Origin of the sequence: Nocardia sp. CDC160 (assembly GCF_035818795.1) — a bacterium.
Lineage (GTDB): Bacteria > Actinomycetota > Actinomycetes > Mycobacteriales > Mycobacteriaceae > Nocardia.
Map to the genome: position 1 here is coordinate 36,915 of NZ_JAYKYT010000003.1, position 16,456 is coordinate 53,370.

General features: G+C 68.3%; 13 protein-coding genes and 1 pseudogene. 9 read left to right on the top strand and 5 right to left on the bottom strand.

Annotated features, from left to right (window positions below):
- The first annotated feature begins 18 nt into the window (after positions 1-18).
- From VMT40_RS14750 to VMT40_RS14760, 3 genes are all read left to right on the top strand, one after another.
- Entirely contained in the window at positions 19-1,002 is a 984-nt protein-coding gene (locus VMT40_RS14750) for an alpha-ketoacid dehydrogenase subunit beta (protein WP_326307352.1), read from the top strand.
- A gap of 15 nt (positions 1,003-1,017) precedes the next feature.
- Positions 1,018-2,295, top strand: coding sequence for a dihydrolipoamide acetyltransferase family protein (locus VMT40_RS14755; protein WP_326358672.1), 1,278 nt, complete (start codon positions 1,018-1,020; stop codon positions 2,293-2,295).
- 301 nt (positions 2,296-2,596) lie between these two features.
- Positions 2,597-3,499 (top strand): oxygenase MpaB family protein, encoded by a 903-nt coding sequence (locus VMT40_RS14760; protein WP_326358673.1) that lies wholly within the window; start codon positions 2,597-2,599, stop codon positions 3,497-3,499.
- Here VMT40_RS14760 and VMT40_RS14765 read toward each other — a convergent pair whose 3' ends face one another.
- A complete protein-coding gene (locus tag VMT40_RS14765) occupies positions 3,500-4,174 on the bottom strand; it encodes a GNAT family N-acetyltransferase (RefSeq protein ID WP_326358674.1) in 675 nt (224 codons plus the stop codon).
- Positions 4,175-4,351: 177 nt separating this feature from the next.
- On the opposite strand from VMT40_RS14765, the gene VMT40_RS14770 reads away from it, so the two are divergent.
- From VMT40_RS14770 to VMT40_RS14780, 3 genes are all read left to right on the top strand, one after another.
- A complete protein-coding gene (locus VMT40_RS14770; RefSeq protein WP_326358675.1) occupies positions 4,352-6,010 on the top strand; it encodes a CocE/NonD family hydrolase in 1,659 nt (552 codons plus the stop codon).
- A gap of 4 nt (positions 6,011-6,014) precedes the next feature.
- On the top strand, positions 6,015-7,385 hold the full coding sequence (locus tag VMT40_RS14775; protein WP_326358676.1) for a M20/M25/M40 family metallo-hydrolase: 1,371 nt from the start codon (positions 6,015-6,017) through the stop codon (positions 7,383-7,385).
- Positions 7,386-7,541: 156 nt separating this feature from the next.
- Positions 7,542-8,378 (top strand): alpha/beta hydrolase, encoded by an 837-nt coding sequence (locus VMT40_RS14780; RefSeq protein WP_326358678.1) that lies wholly within the window; start codon positions 7,542-7,544, stop codon positions 8,376-8,378.
- Between the two features lie 10 nt (positions 8,379-8,388).
- On the opposite strand, the pseudogene VMT40_RS14785 reads toward VMT40_RS14780, so the two are convergent.
- Positions 8,389-8,601 (bottom strand): annotated as a pseudogene (locus tag VMT40_RS14785) (metallopeptidase); the annotation flags it as partial.
- Between the two features lie 99 nt (positions 8,602-8,700).
- Between VMT40_RS14785 and VMT40_RS14790 the strand changes: the two are divergent.
- Together VMT40_RS14790 and VMT40_RS14795 are read left to right on the top strand one after the other, a co-directional pair.
- Positions 8,701-9,525, top strand: a complete 825-nt coding sequence (locus VMT40_RS14790) for a class I SAM-dependent methyltransferase (RefSeq protein ID WP_326360191.1) — start codon at positions 8,701-8,703, stop codon at positions 9,523-9,525.
- 298 nt (positions 9,526-9,823) lie between these two features.
- Positions 9,824-10,837, top strand: coding sequence for a hypothetical protein (locus VMT40_RS14795; protein ID WP_326358679.1), 1,014 nt, complete (start codon positions 9,824-9,826; stop codon positions 10,835-10,837).
- 10 nt (positions 10,838-10,847) lie between these two features.
- On the opposite strand, the gene VMT40_RS14800 is transcribed toward VMT40_RS14795, so the two are convergent.
- The 3 genes from VMT40_RS14800 to VMT40_RS14810 form a co-directional block, all read right to left on the bottom strand.
- A complete protein-coding gene (locus tag VMT40_RS14800) occupies positions 10,848-13,862 on the bottom strand; it encodes a bifunctional [glutamine synthetase] adenylyltransferase/[glutamine synthetase]-adenylyl-L-tyrosine phosphorylase (protein WP_326358680.1) in 3,015 nt (1,004 codons plus the stop codon).
- Positions 13,863-13,991: 129 nt separating this feature from the next.
- Complete coding sequence (locus VMT40_RS14805) at positions 13,992-14,846, bottom strand: fumarylacetoacetate hydrolase family protein (protein WP_326358682.1); 855 nt, start codon at positions 14,844-14,846, stop codon at positions 13,992-13,994.
- A 27-nt stretch (positions 14,847-14,873) separates the two neighbouring features.
- Complete coding sequence (locus tag VMT40_RS14810; RefSeq protein WP_326358683.1) at positions 14,874-15,716, bottom strand: amidohydrolase family protein; 843 nt, start codon at positions 15,714-15,716, stop codon at positions 14,874-14,876.
- Positions 15,717-15,757: 41 nt separating this feature from the next.
- Here VMT40_RS14810 and VMT40_RS14815 point away from each other — a divergent pair, with 41 nt between their 5' ends.
- Positions 15,758-16,429 carry a FadR/GntR family transcriptional regulator gene (locus tag VMT40_RS14815; protein ID WP_326358684.1) on the top strand — a complete coding sequence of 224 codons (672 nt, stop codon included), beginning with the start codon at positions 15,758-15,760 and terminating at the stop codon, positions 16,427-16,429.
- Positions 16,430-16,456 lie beyond the last annotated feature (27 nt).

A 16,456-nucleotide genomic window follows, 5' to 3' on the forward strand; every position in this document is an offset into this window, starting at 1 on the left:
GACATCACCGTGGCTGTCATGACCTACCGTGAAGCGCTGCGCGAGACCCTCCGCGAGGAGATGCAGCGCGACGACGACATCTTCCTGATCGGTGAGGAGATCGGCGTCTTCGAGGGCTCCTACAAGATCACCGCGGGCCTGCTGGCCGAATTCGGTGAGAAGCGGGTGCGCGACACCCCGATCGCCGAAGAGGGTTTCGTCGGCGCGGCCATCGGCGCCGCCATGCTGGGCCTGCGCCCGGTCGTCGAACTCATGACGATCAACTTCTCGCTGCTGGCGCTGGACCAGATCGTCAACCACGCCGCCAAGATCTACGGCATGTTCGGCGGTCAGACGTCGGTGCCGATGGTCATCCGCACGCCCGGCGGCGGTGGCCAGCAGCTGGGTGCGACGCACTCGCAGAACATCGAGCTGTACTACGCGTTCGTGCCCGGCCTCAAGGTCGTCGCGCCGAGCACCCCGGCCGATGCCAAGGCGCTGCTCAAGGCCGCCATCGACGATGACGATCCGGTGCTGTTCCTCGAGAACCTCTCGCTCTACAACACCAAGGGCGAAGTGCCGGACGATCTTCCGGCCGCCGAGCTGGGCAAGGCCGCGGTCACCCGCGAGGGCACCGACATCACGTTGATCGGCTACTCGCGCATGGCGACCGTGTGCACCCAGGTCGCGGAAAAGCTGGCCGCCGAGGGCATTTCGGCCGAGGTCGTGGACCTGCGCAGCCTGCGCCCGCTGGACCGCGACACCATCGTGGCCTCGGCCAAGAAGACCGGCGCCGTCGTGATCGGCGAGGACGACTGGCTGACCTACGGCATCGGCGCGGAGGTCGCGGCGTCGATCTCCGACGGCGCGTTCGACTACCTCGACGCCCCCGTGCGCCGCGTGGCCATGGCCGAGGTGCCGCTGCCCTACGCCAAGCCGCTCGAGAAGCTGGCGCTCCCGTCGCCGGATTCGCTGTACAAGGCCGCCCTGGAAACCCTTGCCGCCGTGGGCAAGCGTCGCTGAGACCCGGAAGGAAACATGTCCGAAGTAACCATGCCCCGGCTCTCCGACACCATGGAGGAGGGCATCGTCTCGGCCTGGCTCAAGCAGGTCGGCGATCAGGTCAAGGCCGGTGAGATTCTCGCCGAAATCGAGACCGACAAGGCGCTCATGGAGCTCGAGGCGTACGAGGACGGGGTCCTCGAGCAGATCCTCGCCGAGCCGGGTACCACCGTCGCGATCGGTGAGCCGATCGCGCTGCTCGGTGACGGTAGTGGGGCTGCGGCTCCGGCCGCTCCGGCTGCCGCTGCTCCGGCGCCCGCCGCTGCCGCTCCGGCCGCCGCGCCCGCCCCGGCTCCGGCCGCTCCCGCCACTGGCGCGCAGGCGGTTTCGGCTCCGGCCGCCGGAAACGGCAGCGCCCCTGTCGAATCCGGTGATCGCAAGAAGTCCTCGCCGCTGGCCCGCAAGGTCGCCAAGGAGCTCGGCGTCGACATCAATGCCGTGACCGGCACCGGCCCCGGCGGCCGCGTCACCAAGCAGGATGTCGAAACCGCGGGCAGCACAGCCGCTCCGGTGGCCGCGCCGGCTGCTCCGGCCGCCGCGCCCGCCGTTGCGCCCGCGACCGGCGACTACGACGAGATCCCGCTGACCAACATCCAGCGTGTCTCGGCCCAGCGCCTGACCGAGTCCAAGCAGCAGGCCCCGCACATCTATCTCACCAGTGCGATCGATGTGACCGAGCTGCTCGTCTTCCGCGCGCAGATCAACAAGACCCTGGAGGAGACCGGCTCCGGCAAGGTCAGCGTGAACGACCTGCTGGTCAAGGCGGTCGCCACCGCGCTGCGCCTGGACCCGGCCGTGAACGTCTCCTTCGCGGGCGACAAGCTGTTGCGGCACAAGGCGATCAATATCGGCATTGCCGTGGCCACCGACGCGGGCCTGTTCGTCCCCGTCATCCACGACGCCGACCGCAAGTCCGTGTCCGCCATCGCGGCGGAGGGCAAGGAGAAGGCCGGTCGCGCCCGCGATCGAAAGCTCAAGGGCGAGGACATGTCCGGCGGCACCTTCACCATCTCCAACCTGGGCATGTTCGGCATCGAGCAGTTCACCGCCGTCATCAACCCGCCGGAGTCGGCGATTCTCGCGGTCGGCGCGGCCCAGGACGAGCTGAAGCTGGATGGCGAGAAGGTGGTGTCGCGCAAGATCCTGCGCGTCACGCTGTCGGCCGATCACCGGTCCATCGACGGTGCCGTCGCGGCTCGCTTCCTCCAGCAGCTCAAGGAGCTCATCGAGCACCCGCTGCGCATCGTGACCTAGTCACACCCCAGACCGCCGTCCGATTTTTTGATCCAGGATCGGACGACGCAGCCCGCCACCCGGCCCGCGCGGCAACCCATGCCACGCCGCGCAGCCGGAAGCCGAACTCACCCGGCGGCGGGTAGAAACGCCGGATGGCGTGGACCGGGTTACCCGGCCGGTCCCGTCATCCGGCTTTTCGCGTTTCCGGGCGACGTGACGGTTGCCACTCGGCCGACATGATGAGAATATTCGGTAGTAAGTCTCTCATCCTGTCGGCGAGTGGCAGTTGGCAGGAACGGTTGATCAAAGGAGATCCACCATGACCGCCGCCATCAAGCTCGAGCAGTCGGCCCGCCCCGAACGCCGCCCCTTCGGCCCGGACACCCGCCTCTGGGAAGACATCGGCCTGATCACCTTCTCCCTCACGGCCGGTTCGGCGTTCCTGTTGCAGACCATGGAACCGACGATCGCCGCGGTGGTGGACGAGCACTCGACCTTCCGCACCGATCCGATGGGTCGGGCCATGCGGAGTCTGGCCTCGGTGATGATGTGGGTCTACGGCGGTGACGAGGCGCTGGCCGAGGCCGATCGGCTGCGGAAAATGCATGCCAGCCTGAACACCACCGACGCGCACGGACGCAAGCATCAGGCGCTGTCGTCGGGGCCGTGGGCGTGGGTGTTGCACACCGGGGTGTTCGCCTTCACCGAGGGCAACAAGTACTTCTCGGCCGACAAGCTCACCGACGCCGACAAAGAGGCGTACTACCAGGAAACCGTCCAACTCATGCGCAATTTCTCGGTGGCCCCCAAGGAGATTCCAGCCACCTACGCCGAGTGGGAGCCGTGGTTCTGGCAGCAGGTCGAAAACCACCTCGAGGTCACAACCGTCGCCTACGACTACCTGAAGGTGATCCGAAAGATCGCCCCGCCCAAGCAGATCCCCCGCCCCCTACACCCGCTCTGGCGAGCCGCCACCACCCCGGTCGGCCGCCTCCAGTACTTCTTCACCGTCGGCACCACCCCGAACATCGTGCGCGACAAGCTCGGCCTGGAATGGACCGCCAACGACGAACGCACCCTACGCGTCCTGGGCTGGCTCATCGGCCGCACCATACCGATGCTGCCCGAGCGCATCCGCTACTTCCCGATCGCCTACGAGGCCCGCAAGCTCGAACGCGACCGCGCTCGGCTCCGGAAGATGATCAACCTGCGCCCGATGTGATTACTTCGCCGACTGGCCGAGACGGTTCGTGAGCCCTTCTCGAACCACCGGCCAGTCCTCGGCGGTGATCGAGAACAGCACGCTGTCGCGCACGGTGCCGTCGGCGCGGCGGAACTGACGCCGCAGGGCGCCTTCGTATTTCGCGCCGAGGCGGGCGATCGCTTGCTGGGAGCGGTGGTTGCGGACATCGGTCTTGAGTTGCACTCGGCCGACATTCAGGGATTCGAAGGCGTACTCGAGCAGGAGCAGTTTGGTTTCCGGATTCACCGTGCCACCCCAGGCCGACGGGGTGTACACCGTGAATCCGATCTCCATCGCGGCGTCGCGTGGACGGGCGTCGAGGTAGGCCGACACGCCCACGATCGCTCCCGGCGGATTCCCGCCGATCTCCTGCCGGGTGCGGACGGTCCACACCTGCCAATCTGCCAGCGCCGCGCGCTGACGCAGCGTCTCCGCGAATTCCCCGGCGTCTCCGGGCCGCCCGGGGACATGCGCCCATACCCGCGCATGATCGAGGGCACGGAACAGCTCGTCGGCGTCCCGCTCCGGATCGGTCGCGGTCAACTCCACGAACTTCCCCGTCAGCACCGTATTCTCGGGCACCGGCCACACCATCTCCGGCCACACGACATCCTCCGGCCGAGGGTCGGACACCACCTGAAACCGCTCCGACATCTCCCACTCCCCTCCTACGCTCCCTCGAATTCTGCACGAACCAAGATCAGGGAGCTGTGGTGGTGGGGAATCGGACAATATTCCGCATTGAGAGCTCCTTGATCTTGAAGTGCTCGCGGGTGACGTGCACCCCGGTTCCTGGGGCTGGTTCGCGGCGGGCGCAACCACCAAGGTCAAATGGTGATCATGCGGATGGTGGTGTGGCGCGCGCTGATCGGCGTGCTCCTGGTGGTGGGGGCGGTGGCGGTGCCGGGGCGCGCGGCGGCGGAGGCGGCGTATCAGTGGCACGAGGAGTTCATTACCTCGGCGGATGGGACGCGGTTGCACGCGGATGTGTTGCGGCCGGTGGGGCTGGCCGATGATGTGCGCACGCCGGTGATCATGACCGTCAGTCCGTATCGGGCGCATCTCATGCGGTTGAGTGAGCCGCGGCCCAAGGGTGGGCCGTCCACCGATGACCTGCCCGTGTCGACGTTCCTGCAGGCCGGGTACACCTATGTGATCGTGGATCTGCGCGGGTTCGGCGGCTCGAACGGCTGCCCGGATTTCGGTGGGGCGGGTGAGCGCTCGGATGTGAAGGCGGCGGTGGAATGGGCTGCGGGACAGCCCTGGTCGACCGGGAAGGTCGGGCTGAATGGTGTCTCCTACGAGGCCTGGACCGGGCTGATGGGCCTGGCCGAGAAGCCCGCGGGGCTGGCCGCGGTGGCCTCGTTCGAACCGGTCGTGGATCCCAACGCATACCTCTACATGCAGGGCATCGCGTGGAAGTTCTCGCTCAAGCCGATCAGCGAAAACGGTTTCCGGCCGGGAGATTTCGCGGGATTCGAGCATTTGCTGATCGCCTCCACGCCGCCGTATCCGACCGATTCGGACGAATACAAGGCGAATGCCTCCAGCATCGATCCGGCCTGCTATTCGCATTACCTCGCCGAAACCTCCAACCATGACGCGAATTCCGCGTGGTGGCGGGACCGGGATCTCGTGGAGAGACTGCGCGGCAATACGATTCCGCTGTTCCTGGGCCAAGGGTTCGTCGACTACAACACCAAGGCCGATCGTGTGTTCCAGCTGTGGAATTCGCTCGGCCCCGGCGAGCACAAGGCCTGGTTCGGCCAATGGGGGCACCAGGACTGCACCGAGAAATGCGGTGCGCCGCAATTCACTTCGGAGCTTCTCGGTTTCTTCGACAAGCATGTGGCGGGCAAGGACGTGACGGTGCCCGGCCCGCGCGTCACGGTCGGGCAGTTCGACGGCCGCTGGCGGTCGGAGGCCGCGTGGCCGCCCGCCGACAGCCGGGCCTTCGATATCGATCTGCGGCCCGGCCGCTACAACGACCGGGGACTGATTCCCGGCTCGGATCGTGAGATCTGGACCGTCTCCCAGCCTTTGGAGCAGGACCAGCACATCTCCGGCACGGCCACGGCCACTCTCGACCTGGACGGTCCCGCCACGGCCAGCGTCACCGTCGAGGTCTACGACATCGCGCCGGACAATCGCGCCACGGTCATCACCCGCGGCATCGCCCCGGTCACCCCGACCGCGCAGGTTCGGCTGCTCGGCCAGGACTGGCCGCTAGCGGCCGGACACCGCCTCGGCATTCGCGTGACCGATGTCGTCGACGACGTGTGGGCGCACAGCCCCGCCTTCGCTCCCGTCACGGTCACCGCGGCCCAACTGCACCTGCCCCTGCTCGGCACGATCCGCACCCCCGACCTGCCCGGCGACACGGGCGAGTCCCTGGTCAAGTGGCGAAACAGGAAGACCGTCTCGCTGGACCCCGATGTGGTGAACAATGCCACTGTGACCATCAAATTCCCTGCCCGGACCGGTGGTTAGGCCCATGACCAGGACCGCACCGACCGACGAGCCGACCGTCGACGAAGTCACCGCCGAGCGCCTGGCCGTGGCGCTGCGCTGCCGGACCGTGTCGTACGAGGACCGCGAGCGGATCGAGCCCGCGGAATTCGATCGGCTCGCCGAACACCTGGAGCGGTCGTTTCCGCTGGTGCACAAGCATCTGGCGGTGGAGACCTTCGGGCACAGTCGGCTGTATCGGTGGGCGGGCAGCGCGGGGCAGGACGACTCCGAGAGCGCGGCGATTCTGCTGGCGCACCTGGATGTCGTGCCGGTCGACGACCTCGACGGGTGGACGCATCCGCCGTTCGACGGTGTGGTGGACGCGGAATTCATTTGGGGGCGCGGGGCGATCGACGACAAGAGCCGGGTGCTGGCCATCCTCGAGGCCGTCGAGCAGGCGCTGGCCGAGGGTGTGCAACCCGCGCGGACCGTGTATCTCGCCTTCGGTCACGACGAGGAAGTCTTCGGTTCCCAGGGCGCGGGCCGGATGGCCGCGCGGCTGGGGGCCGTCGGGGTGCGGGCGCGGCTGCTGCTGGACGAGGGCGGTGTGATCACCACCGGGGTCGCCGACGGCATCAATGTGCCGGTGGCCACGATCATGGTGGGCGAGAAGGGATTCGCCACCGTGCGGCTGTCGGTGTCGGACATCGGCGGGCACTCCTCCATGCCGGGACGCCAGACGGCGGTCGGTCGGCTGGCGCGGGCGGTGGCGCGGATTCAGGACAATCCGTTCCCGTTGCGGCTGACGCCGGTGGGCATCGACATGCTGATGCGGGTACGGCAATTCATGTCCGAACCGCGGCGAACGCTGGTCGGACTGGTGAATTCGGCGGGCCCGGTGGTGGCGCGGGTGCTGGCGGCCCGGCCGCAGACCGAGGCCCTGGTGCGCACCACGACCGCGCCGACCGTGATCCGGGGCGGCGTGAAACCCAATGTGCTGCCGCAGAAGGCCGAGGCGTTCGTGAACTTCCGTATCCTGCCCGGGGATTCGGTCGCCGATGTGGTGAAGCACTGTCGAAAAGTGGTGCGCGACAAGGGTGTGACCATCGAACTCGACGGCACCACCTCCGAGCCCTCGGACAATCCCGCCGCGGGCCCGGACTTCGAGCTGGTCGCCGATATCGCGCGCGAGGTGGTGCCGGGCATCGCCGTCACGGTGGGCGTCGTCCCCGGCGCCACCGACTCCCGCTACTACGACGACCTGGCCGCCACCCGCTGCAATTTCGCCCCCATCGTCCTCACCGCCGCCGACCTGGAACGCATCCACGGCACCGACGAACGCATCTCCCGCGCCGACTACGCCCGATTGATCCGCTTCAATCGTTTGCTCCTCGATCGAGTCGCTCGCTTCTGAGCCGATGTCCCGCCCGGGACGCGATTTCGGATCGATCCGCCCCGCCGCGCGGCGGATGCGCGAGAATGACCGCGCCGGTACGCGACAATTCGGGCGGACGCCGCGATGGCCGCAGCATCCCGGCAGCGTGAGCACCTCGATCCGAAGGGAGCGGCGATGACCCGCAACGAGACCGGCGAATTCCAGGGGGCGGGCGGCCGCGTGTTCTGGCAGGCGTGGCTGCCGGACGGCGACCCGCGTGCCGTCGCCGTGATCGTGCACGGGTATGCCGAGCATTCGGGTCGGTACGCGCATGTGGCGCGGCGGCTGACCGAATCCGGGTTCGCGGTGCACGCGCTGGACCACACCGGGCACGGCAAGTCGGAGGGCGCGCGGGCGAATATCGGCTCCCTCGACACCGCCGCCGACAATGTCCGCACCATGCTCGCGACGGCGACCGGCCGTCACCCCGGCCTGCCGAGTTTCCTCATCGGCCACAGCATGGGCGGCCTCACCGTCGCCTACTTCGCCGTCCGCGACCAGCCCGAGGTGACCGGCATCGTCCTGTCCGGTCCGGCCATCGATATCGAGGCGGGCAATGCGATCCAGCGCGCCGCCGCTCCCCTGGTCTCGAAGTACCTCCCGAATCTTCCTGTGGTGAAACTGGATTCGACGCTGGTCAGCCGCGATCCGGAGGTGGTCCGCGCCTACGACGAGGACCCGCTGGTCCACCACGGCGGCGTCCCCGCCCGCACCGCCGGTGAAATGCTCCGCGCGGGCGAATACGTGAAATCCCACCTCGACCGCCTGACCTCACCCCTGCTGGTCCAACACGGCACCGCCGACGGCCTCGCCTCCCCCACCGGCTCCGACATCCTCGAAAAGCAAGCCGCCGCAGACGACAAAACGGTCATCCGCTACGACGGCCTCTTCCACGAGATCTACAACGAGCCCGAACAAGACAAGGTCCTCTCCGACCTCACCCACTGGCTCGAAGCCCACCTGCCGAGCTGACCGCGACCTGTCACTTATAGGTGGTGAGGCACGCGGTGTCGCCGTCGAGGACGCCGGTGCGGAAGGCTTCCAGGCGGACGAAGCCGCTGGGGACGACCGCGCCGTTGAGGTCGGCGGCGGCTAGTCCGTCGGAGAGGAGGCCGGAGATGGCGGCGTCGAGATCGGTTGCGGAGAGCTGGATTTCGGTGCCGTGGAGGCTGAGTTCGGTGCTGTACGCGCCGGACGACGGCACGCGCGAAACGCCAAGTCCTCGGCGTGCCGCCCGCGACACGCAGCCGGAAAATCAGCTGAACCCACCCGCGCGGTCGTGGCACAGTCGAGCATCATGAGCGACTACCGCCGCCTCAATCGCGCCAACTGGGACGACCGAGCTCCCCTGCACGCCGGTTCCACCGACTACGCCCTGGACGCCTTCCGGACCGACCCGTCCTACCTGAGCCAGGTGGTCCGCTTCGATCTTCCCCGCCTCGGCGACATCCGCGGCCTCCGCGCAGTCCACCTGCAATGCCACATCGGCACCGACACTCTCTCCCTGGCCCGCCTCGGCGCCACCATGACCGGCCTGGACTTCTCCCCCGCCTCCCTCTCCGAGGCCCGCAAACTGGCCGAAGCCACCTCCACCCCAATCGATTTCGTCGAGGGCGACGTCTACGACGCCGTAACCCTCCTCGGCCCAGCCCAATTCGACCTCGTCTACACGGGAATCGGCGCCCTCTGCTGGCTCCCCGACATCCGCCGCTGGGCCGACACGGTCGCCGCCCTCCTCCGCCCCGGCGGCCGCCTCTTTATCCGCGACGGCCACCCCGTCCTCTGGTCCATCGACGAAACCCGCACCGACGCCCTCACCATCGGCTACCCCTACTTCGAAACCCCCGACCCCACCGAATTCACCGACGAAACCACCTACGTAACAACCGATTCCGTCGTAGCCCACCCCACCACCCACGAGTGGAACCACGGCCTCGGCGAAATAGTAGAAGCCCTCCTCCAATCCGACCTGACCCTCACCCAACTCCTCGAACACGACACCGTCCCCTGGGAAGCCCTCCCCGGCCGCATGACCTGCGACCCCAACGGCGAATGGCGCCTAACCGAACACCGCGAGCGCCTCCCCCTCACCTACACCCTCCAGGCCCGCAAGTCCTGAAGTCGGTGGAACCTGTCGCCCGCCCGCCGCGTCCAAGCGGTCGAAGGGTGGTCGACAGGAGGTCGGAATGGAACCGGAAGCCTTGCGCCGCAGGGCTCGTTTGAATCAAGCGGATGCTGACCATCAGCAGACACGCATGACCGTGCGGGGCGTCGACCCGGATTACATTCGGGAGGTCGAGCGGTTCGAGGGGTTTTCGCATGAGCGGATTTATCGGCATGCCCAGGCAATGGATCCCGGGGAGATGCATCGGGCTGCGGCGACTTGGGTGAGTATCGCGGATGGGATGTTTGGCGCGTTGACCGTGTTACATGCTGCGGTGCAGGGGGCGCTGGCGGATGGGATGGCGGGGCACATCGCGGATGCGGCCGAGGTCGCCGCGCGTCGGTTCGTGGCCGACGCCACCGACACCGCTGAGATCATCCATAGCACCGGACGACGTATGACCGCGGCCGCCTACGGGGCCGAGGCTGTCCGAAAGACCGTGCCGCCACCCATGATCCACGGGTCGCCGAATGCTCGGGAGGAGCAACGGCTCATTGCCGTCGCCGCGCTGGATGCCAATTACACGCCGATATACCCGCCTGCTGGAGCGGGGATTCCGGCCTTCTTCACTGTGATGACGCCGGGTGATGGGGTGGCGGACGGGGAAGGCCTCGGCCGGAGTGACAGCGGTACAGGGGATTCCGCTCCGACCGCATTCATGGGCGGCAGTTCCCGGATCGGCTCGGCCACACCCGATCATGAAGCCGATCGGAGCGATCCCCGTGGTGTGGAGACGCAATCCGTCGGATTCACACCCGATTCCGCGAATCCGCGGAGCTCGCAGACCCTCCCGAACAGTGCCTCCACCGCAGACACTGGCAGGCTCACCCCCTCCGCCGAACCCGACGCCGATATCGTCACCAAGCCAGCCACGGTCGACCCCGGTGGCGATCCACTGGCCCCCACCCTCCCGAGTGGGGCACCGACACCCACCGGCAACCCGAACCGGCCACGCGCCTTTCCGACGGCACCCGATCCTGGCCGCAGCTACCCGGGACCGGCGAGCCCCGAAAACCCCTCCCAATCACGGATTCCCGGCTCCCCGATCCCGCCGACACCCAGCACGGGAATGCTGCCCGGCATGGTCGCCCCGGGCGGTCGAGCCAACCGGGATGACGAATCAACTCACCGCACCCCGGACTGGCTCATTCGGGACCGCCAAGACGAACTGCTCGGCGATCCCCTCCCTTACGTCCCGCAAACCATTGGAGCCGAAATCCTGGCCGCCCGAAACGATCTCGCGTTCTCCGAGGACGATCTCGCGTGAAGGCGATCTGTCATTCGCCGCCGAAGACGCGCTCCACCACCGTTTTCGCGCGGCGGGTGACGCGCATGTAGTGGTCGAGGAATTCGCTGCCGTCGTCGGTGGGCCAGCCTGCTACGCGGGCTATGGCGGAGAGGAGGGTGCCGGGGCCGGGGAGTTGGTCGGCGGGTTTGCCGCGGACGAGGACCAGGGCGTTGCGGGCCTTGGTGGCGGTGAGCCAGGCGTCGCGGAGGAGGGCGGCGTCGGCGGAGTCGATGAGTTCGGCTCGTTCGATGGCGTCCAGGGATTCCAGGGTGGAGGTGTTGTGGAGTTCGGGCACCTCATGGGCGTGCAGGAGTTGCAGGAGTTGGACGGTCCATTCGATGTCGGCGAGGCCGCCGCGACCGAGTTTGGTGTGGGTGGCCGGGTTCGCGCCGCGCGGGAGGCGTTCGGAGTCGACGCGGGCCTTGATGCGGCGGATCTCGCGGACACCCTCGGGGGACATGCCGCCCTCGGGGTAGCGGATGGGATCGATGGTGCGCAGGAAGCGGATTCCCAGCTCGCGGTCGCCCGCCACCTGGTGGGCGCGCAGCAGGGCCTGTACCTCCCACGGCTGCGCCCACTGCTCGTAGTAGGCCGAGTACGCGGCGAGCGTGCGGACCAGTGCCCCATTGCGCCCCTCGGGACGCAGCCCGGCGTCGACCTGCAGCGGCGGGTCGGTGCTGGGCGCGCCGAGCAGCCGCTGCACCTGTTCGGCAATGCCGATGGCCCATTTCACCGCGACCGTCTCGTCCGCGCCGGGACGCGGATCGCAGACGAACAGCACATCGGCGTCGGAGCCGTAGCCGAGCTCCATGCCGCCGAGTCGACCCATCCCGATGACCGCGAAGTCGGCGGGCGCGGGCCTGCCGAGTTCGGCCTCGCTGGCGCGAATCACGGCCTGCAGCGCGGCTTCCAGCGTCGCGATCCACACCGAGGACAGCGCCTCGCACACCTGCGGCACATCGAGCATGCCGAGCACATCGGCCGAGGCCACGCGGGCCAGCTCGTGACGGCGCAGCGAGCGGGCGGTGGCGACGGCCCGCCGGGGATCGTCGTAACGTCCAGCCCCGGAAAGGATTCCACGCGCCACATCGGACGGCTGGGTGGCCAGCAGCAGCGGGCCATCCGGCCCGTCGGCGTACATGCGAATGGTCTCGGGCGCGTTGATCAGCAGATCCGGCAGATACGCCGAGGACCCGAGCACGATCATCAGCCGCTGCGCGATGGCCCCCTCGTCACGCAGTTCGCGCAGGAACCAGATCTCATTGTCGAGCCCCTCCGAGACCCGCCGATACGCGAGCAGTCCGGCATCGGGATTCGGTGTCTCGCCGAGCCATTCGAGCAGCGTCGGCAGCAGCAGCGCCTGAATCCGCCCCTTGCGCCCGACCTCCCCGGTGAGCGCCTTCAGGTGTCCGAGCGCGTTCTCCGGCGCACCGTAGCCGAGCGCGGCCAGCTGCCGCACCGCCGCCTGCGGGGACAGCCGCAGATTGTCGGCGTCGATGCGCGCCACCGATTCCAGCAGCGGCCGATAGAACAGCTTGGCGTGCAAGCGCCGCACCCGCACGGCATTGCGCTTGATCTCGCTGGTCAACACCCCGACCGCGTCCTGCCGCCCATCGGGCCGCATGTGCGCGGCCCGCGCCAGCCACCGCATGCCCTCCTCGTCCTCGGGGGCGGGCAGAGTGTGAGTGCGCTTGAGTTTCTGCAGCTGCAAACGGTGTTCGAGCAGTCGCAGGAACTCGTAGGAGGCGGTGAGATTCGCGGCGTCGTCGCGACCCACGTACCCACCCGCCGCCAGCGCGGTCAATGCCTCGACGGTCCCCTGCACATGCAGCGACTCATCGGCCTTGCCGTGCACCAATTGCAGCAGCTGGACGGCGAATTCGACATCGCGCAGACTGCCGTGCCCCAGCTTCAGCTCGCGTTCGCGCAGGTCCGCGGGCACCAGATCCTCCACCCGCCGCCGCATGGCCTGCACATCGGCCACGAAGTCCGGTCGCTCGGAGGCCGCCCACACCATGGGCATGAGCGCGTCACGGTACTGCCTACCCAGTTCCAGATCGCCGGTGGCGGGCCGCATCTTGAGCAGCGCCTGGAATTCCCAGGTGCGCGCCCACCGCTTGTAGTAGGCGATATGCGAGTCCAGGGTGCGCACCAGCGCACCCGCCTTGCCCTCCGGCCGCAGCGCCGCGTCGATCTCGAAGAAGGCCGCGCTGCCCACGCTCATCATCTCGGCGGCCAGCCGGGTGGCGGTGGTGTCGGCCGGTTCGGCGACGAAGATGACATCCACGTCGGAGACGTAATTGAGTTCCCGCGCACCGCATTTGCCCATGGCGATGACGGCCAGCCGGACCGGCACCTCGCGATCGACGCACACTCGCGCCACCGCCACCGACAGCGCCGCGGTCAACGCCGCATCGGCCAGATCGGTGAGATGCTGCCCCACCTCCTGATACGGCAGCACCGGCTCGTTCTCGACGGTGGCGGCCAGGTCGATGGCGGCCAGCAGCATGAGCTGATCGCGATACCGCTTGCGCAGCAGGGCGATCGCCTCCGGCCCCGCCACCTGCGCGCGGAACAGCATGGGCCCGCCGTGCGGCCCGATCTCCGGTTCGGCCTTCACCACCTCGAGCAGACTCGCGAGCAACTCGTCGCGCCCGGGCAGCCTGGGCCGCTTCAACAACTGCCAGGCCAGCGGATCGGCCACCAGATGATCGGCGAACGCGCTCGACGACCCGATCAGCGCGAACAGCCGCCCACGCAGCGAGGTATTGCGCCGCAATTCCGAATCCAAAGCGGCCCAGTCGCTCCCGAGCTGCTCACGCAAACGGATGAGCGTGAGCAACGCCAAATCGGCGTCGGGCGAACGCGACAGCGCCCAGAGCAGCGGAACGCTGTCCACATTGTCCCAGGCCAACTCTCGCAGAGAGGCGGCAGCCGAGGGCTCGAGCAACCCGAGCCGCCCAACACCCGGCACAGCGGAACGCGCAGTCGGTGGCCGAACCATGCCCCCAAATTACATGTCACGTCGACCCGACATGCCGCCCAACCCTCCCAAACAAGACATCGTTGCCTGCCCGCCACCACACCGATTCCTGCGCGATCCCGCCGATTCGCCCGCCACCGTCCGCGGCGCTCACCCGTCCGACGCCGCTATCCGCTGCCGCATCCGGCCGATCCCCTCGATCTCGAGCTCGACCACATCGCCGGGCCGCAGGTAGGGGAAGCGGCCGGACAGGGCGACACCCTCCGGGGTGCCGGTATTGAGCAGGTCACCGGGTTCGAGGACCGCGAACTGGGACAGATGCCAGATCAGATACCCGACGTCGAAGATCAGATCGACGGTGCTGGAGTCCTGCCGTGGCTCGCCATTGACGAAGGACCGCAGCCGCAAATCCTTGGCATCGAGTTCGGAGGCCGGGACCAGGGTCGGGCCGAGCGGGTTGAAGGTCTCGCAGCACTTGCCCTTGGACCACTGCCCGCCGGACTCCTCGAGTTGGAAGCGGCGCTCGGAGACATCGTTGGAAATGGTGTAGCCCGCGACGCAGCGCCAGGCGTCCTCCGGTGAGTCGAGGTACCGGGCGCGAGCGCCGATCACCACCGCGAGTTCCACTTCCCAGTCGGTGCGATCCGACCCGCGCGGGATGCGGACGTCGTCGTAGGGACCCACGACCGTGTTCGGCGTCTTGAAGAACACCACGGGCTGCTCGGGTGGCGCGGACCCGGATTCGGCGGCGTGCGCGGCGTAGTTCATGCCGATGCACCACACCGCCCCCGGCCGCGCGATCGGTGCGCCGATCCGGCGGCCCGTCACATCGATGCGGGGCAGCCGTCCGTCCGCGAGCGCGGTTGCGGCCCTGGCGATTCCGTCGGCGGCGAGGAAGTCGCCGTCGATATCGTGGGTCAGCGGCGTCAGGTCGTGGGCCTGGCCGTCCGCGTCGAGAAGGATCGGCCGCTCCCGGCCGGGCTCGCCCACGCGCTGCAGTTTCATTCGGGTCCTCGGATTCTCTCGGGTCGATCAGGGCAGCCGGTAGATCCGGCGGGCATTGTCCGACAGCACCGCGGCGCGTTCGGCGGGAGACAGTGCGGTCAGGGTGTCGAGCGTGGTCCGCCACACCGTGCGATAGGACGCGGCGGTGAGCGTGAACGGCCAGTCGCCGCCGGTGAGGACGCGCTCCGGCCCGAACACCGATAGCGCGTGATCCACGTAGGGCTGCCAGTCCGCGGCGCTGAACCCCGGCGCGGAGACGGTGGCCAGGCCGGAGAGTTTGGCCACCACATTCGGATAGGCCGCGGCCTCCGCCAGCCGATCGGCCCACGGCTGCCAGCCCCGCTCGGCGATCGGCGGCTTGCCCAAATGGTCGAGGACGATGGTGAGCGTCGGGTGGGCCGCCGCGATCACCGGCACCTGCGCCACCAGATCGGGCCGTTCGGCGACCGCGTCGAAGCTCAACCCGGCGGCGGCAAGCAGCGCCAGGCTTTCCGAAACCGATGGGCGCAGCAGCCATGTCGGGTCGGGGTCGCGATGGATCAGGTGCCGGACGCCGACCAGTGCCGGATGCGGCGGCCGGGCCAGTTCCACGGCGGTGCGGGCCGGATCGACCAGCGGCAGCCAGCCGACGACGACGGTCGGCAGTGGCGCGCGCTCGGCGGCATCGAGCAGGGTGCGGGTCTCGGCGAGCGAGTCGGCGGCCTGCACCAGCACGAGCGCACCGACGTCGAACTCCGACAGCTGCGGCTTCAGATCGTCGAGGGTGTAGGTCCGATACAAGACATCCGATGTTTCATCGAGCCAGTCGTAGTCGACGTCGAACTTCCCGCCTTCGATGTCCCAAATATGAACGTGAGCGTCTACAGTCATCGGAGGCATACAGTCTCATCCTGGAGAGTGGGGAATCGGTCTTGTCGGTCACCGACGATGCGATAGCGCGAATCAAGGCCATGATCGTCTCGGGCGATCTGCGGCCGGGTTCGCGGCTGCCCCGGGAGGCCGATCTCGCCGCCGAACTGGGGGTCTCGCGCAATTCGCTGCGGGAGGCGGTGCGCGCGCTGTCGCTGGTGCGCATCCTGGACGTGCGCCAGGGCGACGGCACGTATGTGGCCAGCCTGGAACCGAATTCGCTGCTGGACGCCATGAGCTTCCTGCTGGAATTCCATCAGGACGATTCGGTGCTCGACATCCTCGGGGTGCGCCGCATCCTGGAACCCGCCGCGACGGCCCTGGCCGCACAGCGCATGTCCGAGGCCGAGATCGAGCATCTGCGGGCGCTGGCCGAGCCGCCGCCCAGTTCCTCGGTCACCGATCTGCTGGCGCTGGACCTGAGCTTCCACGCGGCCATCGCCACCGCCTCCGGCAACAAGGTCCTTGCCTCCCTGCTGGATTCGCTGTCCATGCCCACCACCCGCGCCCGCATCTGGCGCGGCATCACCGAGGAGGGCGCGTTCGAGCGCACCGTCGCCGAACACCGCGCCATCTGCGATGCCATCGCCGCCCACGATCCGGATCTCGCGCACGCCCGCGCCCTCGCCCACGTGGCGGGGGTCATGGAATGGCTTGCGCGCGCGGCCGGTTGAACGCTGACCGAACTTACCGATCGAGCT

What these genes read in the sequence shown, in the direction of transcription:
- VMT40_RS14750 (WP_326307352.1), top strand. Translation starts at nt 19, where the DNA reads ATGACCTACCGTGAAGCGCTGCGCGAGACCCTCCGCGAGGAGATGCAG.
- VMT40_RS14755 (WP_326358672.1), top strand. Translation starts at nt 1,018, where the DNA reads ATGTCCGAAGTAACCATGCCCCGGCTCTCCGACACCATGGAGGAGGGC.
- VMT40_RS14760 (WP_326358673.1), top strand. Translation starts at nt 2,597, where the DNA reads ATGACCGCCGCCATCAAGCTCGAGCAGTCGGCCCGCCCCGAACGCCGC.
- VMT40_RS14765 (WP_326358674.1), bottom strand. Translation starts at nt 4,174, where the DNA reads ATGTCGGAGCGGTTTCAGGTGGTGTCCGACCCTCGGCCGGAGGATGTC.
- VMT40_RS14770 (WP_326358675.1), top strand. Translation starts at nt 4,352, where the DNA reads ATGGTGATCATGCGGATGGTGGTGTGGCGCGCGCTGATCGGCGTGCTC.
- VMT40_RS14775 (WP_326358676.1), top strand. Translation starts at nt 6,015, where the DNA reads ATGACCAGGACCGCACCGACCGACGAGCCGACCGTCGACGAAGTCACC.
- VMT40_RS14780 (WP_326358678.1), top strand. Translation starts at nt 7,542, where the DNA reads ATGACCCGCAACGAGACCGGCGAATTCCAGGGGGCGGGCGGCCGCGTG.
- VMT40_RS14800 (WP_326358680.1), bottom strand. Translation starts at nt 13,862, where the DNA reads ATGGTTCGGCCACCGACTGCGCGTTCCGCTGTGCCGGGTGTTGGGCGG.
- VMT40_RS14805 (WP_326358682.1), bottom strand. Translation starts at nt 14,846, where the DNA reads ATGAAACTGCAGCGCGTGGGCGAGCCCGGCCGGGAGCGGCCGATCCTT.
- VMT40_RS14810 (WP_326358683.1), bottom strand. Translation starts at nt 15,716, where the DNA reads ATGACTGTAGACGCTCACGTTCATATTTGGGACATCGAAGGCGGGAAG.